The organism is Pseudoclavibacter sp. CFCC 13796 (assembly GCF_008831185.1).
GTDB lineage: Bacteria > Actinomycetota > Actinomycetes > Actinomycetales > Microbacteriaceae > Pseudoclavibacter_A.
In genome coordinates this window covers 1849643-1862123 of record NZ_WBKD01000001.1, presented here as the reverse complement: position 1 = coordinate 1862123, position 12481 = coordinate 1849643, and the positions used below count along the sequence as shown (strand labels likewise).

Below are 12481 nucleotides of genomic sequence, written 5' to 3'. Positions count from 1 at the left end.
TCACCGATGCACTGTCCTTTCTGCCGTCACCCAGACTCCAGGGTCGTCGACTCTCGCACGTCCGACGACGGAACGTCCATTCGCCGCCGTCGCCAGTGCCCGGCCTGTGGTCGTCGGTTCAGCACGATCGAGACGGCATCGCTGTCAGTGGTCAAGAGCGGGGGAGTGCTCGAGCCTTTTCGACGTGACAAGATCATCGCGGGTGTGCGCAAGGCCTGCCAGGGCCGGCCGGTCAGCGACAGTGACCTCGCCCTGCTCGCCCAACGCGTCGAAGAGACCATTCGGCAGAGCGGCGCCAGCGAGGTCAAGTCGCATGACGTCGGACTCGCCATTCTCGAGCCGCTGCTCGAACTCGACGAGGTGGCGTATCTGCGCTTTGCGAGCGTCTACCGCAGTTTTTCGTCGATTGATGACTTCGAAGAGGCCGTGAAACGACTCCGCGGCCGAGCAGCCGCACACGAGGCTGCGAATGACCAGGCGGCTGCCACCGCGAAGAGCACCAAGAAGGGCGACGCATGATCTACCGGCTGCTGTTCGACAATGTGCTCACCCGCATGGACCCCGAGAAGGCGCACGTGCTCACCGTCGCGCTGCTGCGCGTCGCCCATGCCACTGGCGTCGGTGCCGTCGCGAGAGCCTGCACACGTCCGGATCAACTGCTCGAAGTCGAAGCGTTCGGCCAGCGTTTTGCCACACCGTTCGGCATCGCTGCTGGCCTGGACAAGAACGCGGTCATGTTCGAGGCGCTCGGCGACCTCGGCTTCGGCCACGTCGAGGTCGGCACCATCACGGCAGATCCGCAGCCGGGCAACCCTCGGCCTCGACTGTTTCGGCTGCCCGCCGACCGTGCGCTCATCAATCGCATGGGCTTCAACAACAAAGGCGCGGCCGCGGCCGCGGAACGCCTTCGTGCGCGCGATCGGCGATCAGCGCTGCGGGTGGGCGTCAACATCGGCAAGAACAAAGTCGTCCCGTTGGACGAGGCTCCCGAGAGCTACCAGCGGGCTGCCAGAACGCTGGCGCCGCTCGCCGACTACCTGGCTGTCAACGTGAGCAGCCCGAACACGCCGGGGCTTCGCTCGCTGCAGCATGTGGAGACGCTGCAGCCACTGCTCAGCGGCATTCGCGAGGTCGCCGGCAGAACGCCGGTGCTGGTGAAGATCGCTCCGGACATGAGCGATGACGAACTCGTCGCGATCTTGGCGATGGCGACCGAGCTCGGGCTCGCTGGGATCATCGTGACCAACACCACAGTGTCGCGGGAAGGGCTCACCACCGACCCCGCGACCGTGGAGCGCATGGGCGCCGGAGGTCTCTCAGGACGGCCACTGCACGATCGCTCCCTTGAAGTGCTGCGTCTGCTCGCCGCACACAACGAAGCCCGCCTGCCCATCGTCTCTGTGGGCGGCATCCGCGACGCAGCTGACGTGTGGGAGCGCCTCGAACTTGGGGCGACACTCGTGCAGGGCTATTCAGAGTTCATTTATGCCGGCCCGGGGTGGGCCCGACAGATCAACCGGCAGCTGAAGAAGCGGCTGCAGCGCAGCCGCTTCTCATCGTTCGCCGAGCTGACCGCAGCCGCGTACCGCTGAGTCAGAGGCGGCGGTTCGGGTCGAACTCGCCGCGCTTGACCGCCGGCTTCGGCAGACGCATGCCGCGCATCTGAATCGCGCGCATCGCAGCGTAGACGCCGAGACCCTTCTCGACCTCGTCTTTGCCGAAGCGGTCGGCCGCGATCTTCCGTGCTTTTCGTCCGATCACAAACGAGTCGATGAGCAGAGCCGCGACGAAGACCCAGAGACCGACGGTGTAGATCGTGACGATCATCGGCTCGCGGATGAAGGTCAGCACGATGACGATGATCATCACGGGAAGCATGAACTCTCCCAGCGACCAGCGGGCGTCCACGTAGTCGCGAATCAGACGCTTCTGCGGCCCTTTCTCTTTGGCCGGCAGAAACCGGTCGTCGCCCGCGGCCATACCGAGCCGTGCCTTCTCTCTTTCGGAACGGGCACGAGCCTTCGCCTCTTTGCGATCGTTCGGAATGAGTGGCCGCTGGTTTCGGGCCTCAGCCTCACGGCGCTTCGGGGTGGGGCGCCCTTTGCCCTGATGCAACGTCTCGTCAGCCGACTCATTCTGATCGTTGCCCTGTGCGGAATCGTGGTGCCTGCTGCTCACGCGTGCTGCTCCTGGAAGTCGAGGTGTGCCAGATCGACGCGGAGCGCCGACCTTCGGGCGCCGTCTCCGACGCACTGCTCCATTCTATGCGGTGCCGGAGGGACGCCAACCGGCATGGCGATGGCCCGAGCCGGCCCTGCACGGCGAAACTCCGCAGTGCCGGGAACACACCAGGGCGCGACGACGTTGGAAACGACGTAGGATGCTTGCAGAGATCGCCGGGCGTCGATGACGTGCGGTGCAGCTGAAGAAGGAGACCATCGTGGCAACCGACACCATTGAGAAGCACAACGTCGCGCTCACCGATTCCGCGGCGGAGAAAGTGCACGCTCTGCTCACACAGGAGGGCCGCGAAGACCTTCGCCTGCGTGTTGCCGTTCAGCCCGGGGGCTGCTCAGGCCTGATCTACCAGCTCTACTTCGATGAGCGGCTGCTCGACGACGATCTGCTCGCCGAGTTCGCTGAGGGAGTCGAAGTCGTCGTCGACAAGATGAGCGCACCGTATCTCGACGGTGCGACCATCGACTTCGAAGACTCCATTCAGAAGCAGGGCTTCACGATCGACAATCCCAACGCACAGGGGTCATGTGCGTGCGGCGACTCGTTCCACTGATTCTTCGGCTTCGTCAGACGGCGGTCACCACCCGAGTGTGAGTCTCGGGCGGTGACCGCCGTCTGCGTGTCGCGGCGTCCAGGCCCAAGGGCTCAGGGCTCATGCTGTGAATTTCACAGCCGATGCACGGAGAATTCAGTCTTTCGGTGTGCATATGGTCAGTGAGACGGTTCGGAGTGGGTAATATGGATAGTGCGTCGATGTATGTCGATGCTGCGTTCAGAAGCTACCGATAGGAACAATGGTGCGTTCGAGAGTGAAGAGAGCCGTCGCTGCGAGCGGCGTCTTGGGCATCGCGGCCCTGGCGTTGAGCGGGTGTTCAGATGATGCGAAGCGAGGGTTTCTCCCCGCGTCAGACACCACTGACCACACTCAGCAGATCACTGATCTGTGGGTTCATTCATGGGTCGTGCTCTTGGGCGTGGGCTTGGTCGTCTGGGGCCTGGTCGTGTGGTGCGTCGTCGTCTACCGGCGTCGTAAGGGTGACACCGGCGTTCCGTCGCAGACTCGCTACAACCTGCCGATCGAGGTTCTGTACACCGCCGTGCCGTTCGTGCTGATCATCGGGTTCTTCATTGCGACCGTCCATGTGCAGTCGGCAACCGAGGCCAAGGCGACGCCTGCCTACGACGGAGCCGACGTTCAGGTGCAGGTCGTCGGCAAACAGTGGAGCTGGGACATCAACTACCTCACCACTGCTGGCGACCCTGACGTTCACGAAGACGCCGGCATTCAGGCCGACTATGTCAGCGGCCCGACGTTCGACGAGTCGAAGCTGCCGACGCTGTACCTCCCGGTGAACAAAGAGGTCAAGATCAAGCTCGACGCTCGCGACGTCGCCCACTCGTTCTGGGTGCCGCAGTTCCTGTACAAGAAAGATCTGCTTCCGGGCGTGCACAACAACTACTGGACGTTCACTCCTGAGAAAGAAGGAACGTTCCCGGTCAAGTGCGCCGAGCTCTGTGGCGAGTACCACTCGATGATGCTCATGAACGTGAAGGTCGTCTCTGACAGCGAGTACCAGACTCACATCGCGGAGCTCCGCGAGCGTGGCAACACCGGCGCACTCGGGCATGAGCTCGACCGCCGCCAAGATCTGAAATACAACTCCGATGATGCCGAGCACACGCACAGCGCTGCTGCCGTGACAGAGAATTGAGGGGAAGAGAACTATGACTTCCGCAACAGCAGTCGCGGGCTACTCGCCCAAGCTGGGTAAGAAAGGCCATTCGATCGTCAGATTCCTGACGACGACCGACCACAAGACGCTCGGCTACCTGTACATCGTCCAGTCGTTCGTCTGGTTCCTGTTCGCCGGCGTGCTGGCCCTGCTCATCCGAGCGCAGCTCTTCGAGCCGGGCCTTCAGGTGATCCCGACGAAAGAGCAGTACAACCAGCTCTTCACCATGCACGGCATCATCATGCTGCTGATGTTCGCGACACCGCTCTTCGCCGGTTTCGCAAACGTCCTGGTGCCACTCCAGATCGGTGCACCGGATGTCGCGTTCCCGCGCCTGAACGCGCTGGGTTACTGGACGTACACCGTCGGTTCGCTCATCGCGGTCGCCGGGTTCCTCACGCCTCAGGGTGCAGCCTCGTTCGGCTGGACCGCCTACGTCCCACTGTCGACGTCGACGTACTCACCCGGTATGGGCGGCGATCTCTGGGTCATCGGCCTCGCCATGTCCGGCTTCGGAACGATCATGGGTGCGGTGAACTTCATCGCGACGATCGTCTCGCTGCGTGCGCCGGGTATGACGATGTGGCGTATGCCGATCTTCACCTGGAACACGCTGGTCACCAGCATCCTGGTGATCATGGCGTTCCCGCCCTTCGCAGCTGCGCTCTTCGCTCTGTTCGCCGACCGCAAGTTCGGCACGCACATCTTCGATCCAGAGACCGGTGGAGCCATGCTCTTCCAGCATGTGTTCTGGTTCTTCGGGCACCCTGAGGTCTACGTCATCGCGCTGCCGTTCTTCGGCATCGTCTCAGAGATCATTCCGGTCTTCAGTCGCAAGCCGATCTTCGGCTACCGCACACTGGTTCTCGCGACGATCTCGATCGCGGCCCTCTCCGCGACCGTCTGGGCGCATCATATGTACGTCACCGGCCAGGTGCTGCTGCCGTTCTTCTCACTGATGACGATGGCCATCGCCATTCCGACGGGCGTGAAGTTCTTCGACTGGATAGGCACGATGTGGCGAGGGTCTCTTACCTTCGAGACCCCGATGCTCTGGTCGATCGGCTTTCTGATCACCTTCTGCTTCGGTGGACTCACCGGTGTGATCCTGGCCAGCCCTGCTCTCGACTTCCAGGTGTCTGACACCTACTTCGTCGTGGCGCACTTCCACTACACGCTGTTCGGAACCGTCGTGTTCGCCATGTTCGCCGGTCTGTACTTCTGGTGGCCGAAGTTCACGGGCAAGATGCTCAACGAGACTTTGGGCAAGGTGCACTTCTGGCTGCTGTTCATCGGCTTCCATACGACGTTCCTCGTGCAGCACTGGCTGGGCGCGATGGGCATGCCTCGTCGTTACTACACCTACCTGCCGCAGGACGGCTTCACGGTGCTGAACCAGGTGTCGACCATCGGTGCCGCCATTCTGGCCATCTCGTTCCTGCCGTTCTTCTGGAACGTCTACATGACCACTCGCTACGGCAAGCGCGTCAACGTCGACGATCCTTGGGGCTTCGGCGGCTCGCTCGAATGGGCCACCAGCTGCCCGCCGCCGCGGCACAACTTCACGGCGATCCCGCGCATCCGCTCGGAGCGTCCGGCGTTCGACCTGCACCATCCCGAACTCGCACTCGCCACGGCCAAGCAGACCGAGCAGGCAGATCGACATGAGGCTCTCGCCGACGTGCCGGCCGTCCGTGCGGCGAGCGACAAGAAAGAGAACTGAGAATGAAGACTGCAGCACATATCTTCTTCGGCATCGGCCTGTTCTTCCTGGTCGGTCTGGTCGCATACTTCGTGTGCAGCCTCGCGTTCGTCAACGACGGCGTCGGACTGTTCAACCCTGCCGTTCCGATCGAGCCCGCAGGTGCGACCGTGCTGGCCCTGGGCATCGGCATGGCCTGGTTTCCCGCCTTCTACTTCTACAAGGCGTCGAAGAACGCAGGCGGAACCCTTCCTGAGGATGATCTCGAGGCGAAGATCGAAGACGCCGACCCCGACTACGGCTGGTACAGCCCGTGGAGCTGGTGGCCCTTCGCGCTCTCGCTGGCAGCTGGAGTGATCTTCTTGGGCCTGGCCGTCGGAACGTGGATGACGATCATCGGCGGTGCGCTGCTGGTCGTGACCGTCATCGGCTTCTCATTTGAGAACCACCGCAATCGGCTGGCACACTGATCGTCGACTGACCTGCTGAGTAGAACAGCGGCCCCACATCTTACGGATGCGGGGCCGCTGTTTTCGTCTCTCTCAGTGATCAGACTGATGCCGACTCGAAGAACTTCAGGAAATCGTCCCATGAGACGCGCTGCAGCGGAATTCGCCAATCGGGGAGACCGACGTTGGTGGCTGCAGCCGCGGAATAGATGAAACGGGGACGTGGACGGTTCGACTCGTGAGCCTCCGGAGCCTTCACAGTGACCCCGCTCCTGGCCTCTGCGTCGCCCTCGGGGTCATCCACGAGCACGCCGGTCGAGCCCGGGCGATCAGTGCGGTGCACAACCCAGGTGTTGTCGGCGACTCGGGTGAATCGCACCGGCACCTTGTTGCGTATGAACAGCTCGATGCTGCCGAACTCACGAGGCAGCTGCTCTGGGCGCTCAAGTGGAAAATACCGTTGGCCGTCGATGACGACTGGGCTGACGCGTTTGGTGATCATGCTGATGCCTCCTTGCATCTCGGCCGGTCGACGCCCCGTTGCGTCTGACAGCCCCTGGCACATCACCAGGTGATTCGCATTCTAGGAGGCTTCTGCTGCGAACTGAGCATCCTGCTGGGAGCGAATACGATTGGCCACCGAGCCAGGGGAGCGGACGCATGCTGTGACCGTCGTGTCTGGCCGTGCGCCTGAGAGGCTCTTCGACACCGCCCCTCACCTGCGCTCTGCGCCATGAGACGAGAACAGCCCCGATACCACGCGATCCGCGTGATTCCGGGGCTGTCTTACTGTGGGCGATACTGGACTCGAACCAGCGACCTCTTCCGTGTGAAGGAAGCGCGCTAACCAACTGCGCCAATCGCCCAAACGACTGCTGCCTTTCAGGCAACTCGACAAGTATAGCGTACTTTTCCAAGGCTGCGCACACCCTGCGGTAGGATAGTCAGGTCAACAGCAATCACCCACGCGCGGACCGCTTCGTATCGGTCGGCGCGGCCATGCTCAAGGAGCTCCGGTGTCGTCACCCATCACCATCACTGTCAACGGCGAGCACAGAGAGGTGGCAGCTGGAACGACCGGCGCCGATCTCTTCGCAGACCACCGCGACGTCGTCGCCCAGCGAGTCGACGGAGAGCTTCGCGATCTCGCCGGCACCGTCGCCGAGGGCGAGACCGTCGAGCCGGTGACGATCGACAGCGAGGACGGGCTCAACATCCTGCGTCACTCGACGACGCACGTGCTGGCACAGGCGGTGCAGCAGGTTCGCCCCGACGCAAAGCTGGGGATCGGTCCGTTCATCACCGACGGCTTCTACTATGACTTCGACGTCGAGGAGCCCTTCACTCCCGAAGATCTCAAACAGATCAAGAAGGTGATGCAGCGCATCGTCAAGCAGGGGCAGCGCTTCGTGCGTCGTCCCGTCTCAGAGGCCGACGCCCGCGTCGAAGAGGCGAACGAGCCGTACAAACTCGAGCTGATCGGCCTCAAGGGCAACGCCGGTGACGACGAAGAGTCGGTCGAAGTCGGCGGCAGCGGCCTCACGATGTACGACAACGTCGACCCGAAGAGCGGTGAGACGATCTGGTGCGACCTGTGCCGCGGACCGCACCTGCCGACCACCCGTCTGATCGGCAACGGCTTCGACCTGCTGCGCACCGCAGCGGCCTACTGGCGCGGCGATCAGGCGAACGCGCAGCTGCAGCGGATATACGGCACGGCCTGGCCGTCCAAAGAGGAGCTCAAGGCCTACGAGCACCGTCTCGCTGAGGCGGCGAAGCGCGACCACCGCAAGCTCGGCGTCGAGCTCGATCTGTTCAGCTTTCCCGACGAGATCGGCTCCGGCCTCCCGGTCTTCCACCCCAAGGGCGGCATCATCCGCAAGGTGATGGAAGACTACTCGCGTCAGCGTCACGAAGAGGCCGGGTATCAGTTCGTCTATACCCCGCACATCACGAAATCACACCTGTACGAGGTGAGCGGTCATCTCGACTGGTACAGCGACGGCATGTTCCCACCCCTGCACGTCGACGAAGAGCTCGATGCAGAGGGCAACGTCAGGCGTCAGGGGCAGGACTACTACCTGAAGCCCATGAACTGCCCGATGCACAACCTCATCTACTCGAGCAAGGCGCACAGCTACCGTGACCTGCCGCTGCGACTCTTCGAGTTCGGCACCGTCTACCGTTACGAGAAGAGCGGCGTCATCCACGGTCTGACTCGTGCCCGCGGGTTCACCCAGGACGACGCGCACATCTACACCACGCGTGAGCAGATGAAAGACGAGCTCACCAGCGTGCTGCAGTTCGTGCTCGACCTGCTGAAAGACTACGGTCTCGACGACTTCTATCTGGAGCTCTCGACGAAGGATCCGAAGAAGTACGTCGGAGACGATGCGGTCTGGGAAGAGGCGACCCGCACACTCCGAGAGGTCGCCGAGGCGAGCGGTCTCGAACTCGTGCCCGATCCAGAGGGCGCCGCATTCTACGGTCCCAAGATCTCGGTGCAGGCGCGCGACGCCATCGGCCGAACCTGGCAGATGAGCACGCTGCAGCTCGATTTCAACCTGCCTGAGCGGTTCGGTCTCGAGTACACCGCGCCCGACGGCACGCTGCAGCGCCCGGTGATGATTCACCGCGCGCTCTTCGGATCGATCGAGCGCTTCTTCGGCGTGCTCACCGAGCACTACGCCGGCGCGTTCCCGCTGTGGCTCGCACCAGAGCAGGTCGTCGGCATCCCGGTGGCCGACGAGTACGCACCGTATCTCGAGGATGTCGCGGCGCAGCTGCGTGCCGTCGGGCTGCGTGCCAGCGTCGACACGTCGGATGACCGCATGCCCAAGAAGATCCGCACGCACTCGAAGCAGAAGGTTCCGGTCATGCTCATCGCCGGCGAGGACGACCGTTCGTCGGGCACGGTGAGCTTCCGCTTCCGTGACGGCTCGCAGTGCAACGGTGTGCCCGTCGCCGAGGCGATCACCTGGCTGCGCGGACTCGCCGACGCCAGGGTGCAGGTCAGCAGCGCGGTGGATGCCACGTCCGCTTCCGGCGTCGAGGCGCCGGCCGTCGCACTGGCCGAAGTGGCAGCACAGCAGGCGAAGGCCGCTGCCACGGCCGAGTAGCGATTCGCATCGGGCCGACACCGCACGCTGCTGCGGCGCACGGCATCCGTCGACGGTCACTGGTCGAGTCGGCTCAGCGGGCCACCGGAGACCGAATCGTCATCACGAGTAAGATTCATCGAGAGATCACGAACAAGGAGTCACATGTCAGGCCACTCCAAATGGGCGACCACGAAGCACAAGAAGGCCGCGATCGACGCGAAGCGCGCCAAGGCCTTCGCGAAGTACATCAAGGGCATCGAGGTGGCCGCACGCCTGGGCGGCGGCGACCCTGAGGGCAACCCGACCCTCTTCGACGCCATTCAGAAGGCGAAGAAGAACTCGGTTCCGGCCGACAACATCACCCGCGCCGTCAAGCGCGGTTCGGGCGAGGTCGACGGTGGTGCGAAGTACGAGACCATCATGTACGAGGCGTATGCTCCGGGCGGCGTCGCGCTGCTGGTCGAGTGCCTCACCGACAACAAGAACCGCGCAGCGGCCGACGTGCGCACCGCGCTGACCCGCAACGGCGGCACGCTGGCCGATCCGGGATCGGTTGCGTACAACTTCAGCCGCAAGGGTGTCGTCACCGTAGCCAAGGCTGACGGTGTCACCGAGGATTCCATCCTCGAGGCGGTGCTCGACGCAGGAGCCGAAGAGGTGATCGACAACGGCGACAGCTTCCGCGTGATCAGCGAGCCCAACGACCTGGTGGCCGTTCGGCAGGCCCTGGTCGGCGCGAACATCGACTACGACTCTGCAGAGAACGAGTTCGTCGCCGGTCTGCAGATCGATGTCGACATCGACACGGCACGCAAGCTGTTCCGCATCATCGATTCGCTCGAAGACAGCGACGACGTGCAGAACGTGTTCGGCAACTTCGACGTGAGCGACGAGATCGTCGAGACGCTGGCCGAAGAAGACTGACATGTCGGTCATCCTGGGCATCGACCCCGGCCTGACCCGTTGTGGGTTCGGAGTCGTGGAGTCGCGCCCGGGACGTCGCGTCGCTTTGGTCGACGTGGGCGTGATCCGCTCCGACCCGGCCGCCGACATCGCGGTTCGCGTGCATCGGATCTCACATGAGGTCGAACGGCTGATACGGCGACATCGGCCTCGAGCCGTGTCGGTCGAACGCGTCTTCGCCCAGCAGAACCTACCGTCGGTGATGGGCGTCGCGCACATCATCGGCGCAGTGATGCATCTCGCAGGCGAAGCTGAGATCCCGCTGGTGCTGCACACGCCCAGTGAGGTGAAAGCTGCGGTCACCGGCAGTGGAAGAGCCGACAAGTCGCAGGTGCAGCACATGGTCGCGAGGCTGCTGGGCATCGACCACGTCGACGGACCGCCCGATGCCGCCGATGCCCTGGCCGTGGCGATCTGTGAGTCGTTCAAGCCAACTGCGAGCGACACGAAGGCGGTCGCGCCAGCCGGCGAGACGGCGGCGCAGCGGCAGTGGCGGCTGGGTCGCGAACGCGGCCAGGCAAATTCCAAACGCACAGCAGGCGATGCGGCGAAGACGGGGCAGTGGAAGATGAGGCGAGGATGATCGGATCTCTGAGGGGCACCGTCGTCAGCGCCGGCGCCGACCAGCTGCTGATCGACGTCAACGGCGTGGGGTACCTGGTATCGGTAACGGCAGAACAGGCTCGGAGCCTGCGCGAGGGCAGCGAGGTGAGCGTACTCACCGTCATGATCGTGCGTGAGGACGCCGTCACGCTGTTCGGTTTTCGCACTCCCGAGGAGAAAGGCCTCTTCGACGTTCTGCGCACCGTGAGCGGTGTGGGGCCGAAGCTGGCTCTCGCCGTGCTGAGCGGTCTCTCTCCGCAGCGCATCGCTCAGGCGGTGGCCGACGAAGATGCGAAGACGTTCCAGACCATTTCCGGCATCGGTGCGAAGACCGCGAAGCTGATCACCGTGCAGCTTGCCGGCCGCATCGCACCGCCGGCGCCTGCGCAGCAGACGTCCACGGCATCCGCCGCCGTCTCGGTCAACGTGGTCGCGGCTCTGGTCGGCCTCGGGTGGGCCGAGCGTGACGCGCAGGAGGCCGTTGCGCGAGCCGTCGAAGTGGGCGCCAAAGGCGATGACGCACTGCTGCGAGCTGCGCTCGCCCTGCTCGGGGGTGCTCGATGAGTTCGAGGCGCCGTCCAGGATCGTCGGCGGGCGACGAGACCCCGCGCGGCGAAGCGTCTGCGCCTCTTGAGAGCGTCGTCTCGCCGACGCCGCTCGACGACCGCGATTCGGCCAACGACGTCGCCTTCCGGCCGCAGCATCTCGATGAGTTCGTCGGTCAGCGCCGAGTGCGCGAACAGCTCGATCTGGTGCTGCAGGCCGCCAGAGTGCGAGAGCGTGCAGCCGATCACATTCTGCTGGCGGGACCTCCCGGACTCGGCAAGACGACTCTGGCGATGATCGTCGCGCATGACCTGGGGCGACCGCTGCGCCTGACGAGTGGTCCGACGATCACCCATGCTGGCGATCTCGCCGCCATCCTCAGCTCGCTCACCGAGGGCGAGGTTCTCTTCATCGACGAGATCCATCGCATCGCGAAGCCGGCTGCAGAGATGCTGTATCTCGCGATGGAGGACTTCCGCGTCGACGTCATGGTGGGCAAAGGGCCGGGTGCGACGTCGATTCCGCTCGAGCTGGCGCCGTTCACGCTGGTCGGTGCCACGACGCGGGCGGGCGCTCTGCCCGCACCGCTGCGCGACCGCTTCGGGTTCACCGCGAACATGGAGTTCTATCCGCCTCATGAACTCGCACAGCTGCTGCATCGAACCGCGGGTCTGCTCGAGATCGAACTGAGCGAAGACGCCATCATCGAGATCGCCTCGCGGTCACGGGGAACGCCTCGCATCGCGAACCGGCTGCTGCGCCGTGTTCGCGACTACCTCATCGTGCATCCCGATGAGGATCCTCTAGAGGCGGTCTCATCGACGCTGTCGCTCTACGAGGTGGACGAACTCGGTCTCGACCGGCTCGACCGAGACGTGCTCGGCGTGCTGATCCGACAGTTCGCCGGGGGGCCGGTCGGGCTCGGCCCGTTGGCGATGAGCGTCGGCGAAGAGACCGACACTCTGGAGTCAGTTGTCGAACCGTACCTGGTGCGCAGCGGTCTCGTGTTGCGGACCCCTCGGGGCCGTGTCGCATCGCGTGACGCCTGGCTGCATCTGGGGTTGATTCCGCCGAAGGCGAAACTCTCGTCCGCAGGGAACGCACAGCCCACGCTTTTGGACGATTAGGGTAGCCTAGTCTCTTGGA

General features: G+C 63.9%; 13 protein-coding genes and 1 tRNA gene. 11 read left to right on the top strand and 3 right to left on the bottom strand.

Annotated elements, in window-relative coordinates; all coding sequences use genetic code 11:
* Positions 1–6 precede the first annotated feature (6 nt).
* Positions 7–519 carry a transcriptional regulator NrdR gene (gene nrdR / locus F8O07_RS08375; RefSeq protein WP_158031606.1) on the top strand — a complete coding sequence of 171 codons (513 nt, stop codon included), beginning with the start codon at positions 7–9 and terminating at the stop codon, positions 517–519.
* Positions 519–1592: a quinone-dependent dihydroorotate dehydrogenase gene (locus F8O07_RS08370; RefSeq protein ID WP_158031861.1), complete on the top strand. Its 1074-nt coding sequence runs from the start codon at positions 519–521 to the stop codon at positions 1590–1592. Before nrdR ends, F8O07_RS08370 begins: the two co-directional genes overlap by 1 nt.
* 1 nt (position 1593) lies before the next feature.
* On the opposite strand, the gene F8O07_RS08365 is transcribed toward F8O07_RS08370, so the two are convergent.
* A complete protein-coding gene (locus tag F8O07_RS08365) occupies positions 1594–2178 on the bottom strand; it encodes a DUF3043 domain-containing protein (protein ID WP_158031605.1) in 585 nt (194 codons plus the stop codon).
* Positions 2179–2440: 262 nt separating this feature from the next.
* Here F8O07_RS08365 and F8O07_RS08360 point away from each other — a divergent pair, with 262 nt between their 5' ends.
* The 4 genes from F8O07_RS08360 (at position 2441) to F8O07_RS08345 (ending at position 6143) form a co-directional block, all read left to right on the top strand.
* A complete protein-coding gene (locus tag F8O07_RS08360; protein WP_318655640.1) occupies positions 2441–2791 on the top strand; it encodes an iron-sulfur cluster assembly accessory protein in 351 nt (116 codons plus the stop codon).
* A gap of 241 nt (positions 2792–3032) precedes the next feature.
* A complete protein-coding gene (coxB, locus tag F8O07_RS08355; RefSeq protein WP_158031604.1) occupies positions 3033–3950 on the top strand; it encodes a cytochrome c oxidase subunit II in 918 nt (305 codons plus the stop codon).
* A 13-nt stretch (positions 3951–3963) separates the two neighbouring features.
* Positions 3964–5694, top strand: a complete 1731-nt coding sequence (gene ctaD / locus F8O07_RS08350; RefSeq protein ID WP_158031603.1) for a cytochrome c oxidase subunit I — start codon at positions 3964–3966, stop codon at positions 5692–5694.
* 2 nt (positions 5695–5696) lie between these two features.
* Positions 5697–6143 (top strand): cytochrome c oxidase subunit 4, encoded by a 447-nt coding sequence (locus F8O07_RS08345; RefSeq protein ID WP_158031602.1) that lies wholly within the window; start codon positions 5697–5699, stop codon positions 6141–6143.
* A gap of 79 nt (positions 6144–6222) precedes the next feature.
* Here F8O07_RS08345 and F8O07_RS08340 read toward each other — a convergent pair whose 3' ends face one another.
* Together F8O07_RS08340 and F8O07_RS08335 are read right to left on the bottom strand one after the other, a co-directional pair.
* The gene (locus F8O07_RS08340) at positions 6223–6624 is read right to left on the bottom strand and encodes a hypothetical protein (RefSeq protein WP_158031601.1); all 402 of its coding nucleotides are present in this window, start codon (positions 6622–6624) and stop codon (positions 6223–6225) included.
* Between the two features lie 290 nt (positions 6625–6914).
* Positions 6915–6988 (bottom strand) — tRNA-Val (locus F8O07_RS08335).
* A gap of 150 nt (positions 6989–7138) precedes the next feature.
* Between F8O07_RS08335 and thrS the strand changes: the two genes are divergently transcribed.
* From thrS to ruvB, 5 genes are all read left to right on the top strand, one after another.
* Complete coding sequence (gene thrS / locus F8O07_RS08330) at positions 7139–9241, top strand: threonine--tRNA ligase (protein ID WP_158031600.1); 2103 nt, start codon at positions 7139–7141, stop codon at positions 9239–9241.
* A gap of 144 nt (positions 9242–9385) precedes the next feature.
* A complete protein-coding gene (locus F8O07_RS08325; protein ID WP_158031599.1) occupies positions 9386–10147 on the top strand; it encodes a YebC/PmpR family DNA-binding transcriptional regulator in 762 nt (253 codons plus the stop codon).
* Between the two features lies 1 nt (position 10148).
* On the top strand, positions 10149–10769 hold the full coding sequence (gene ruvC, locus F8O07_RS08320; protein WP_158031598.1) for a crossover junction endodeoxyribonuclease RuvC: 621 nt from the start codon (positions 10149–10151) through the stop codon (positions 10767–10769).
* Positions 10766–11353 carry a Holliday junction branch migration protein RuvA gene (gene ruvA, locus F8O07_RS08315; RefSeq protein WP_158031597.1) on the top strand — a complete coding sequence of 196 codons (588 nt, stop codon included), beginning with the start codon at positions 10766–10768 and terminating at the stop codon, positions 11351–11353. Before ruvC ends, ruvA begins: the two co-directional genes overlap by 4 nt.
* Positions 11350–12462: a Holliday junction branch migration DNA helicase RuvB gene (gene ruvB, locus F8O07_RS08310; protein ID WP_158031596.1), complete on the top strand. Its 1113-nt coding sequence runs from the start codon at positions 11350–11352 to the stop codon at positions 12460–12462. Before ruvA ends, ruvB begins: the two co-directional genes overlap by 4 nt.
* Positions 12463–12481 lie beyond the last annotated feature (19 nt).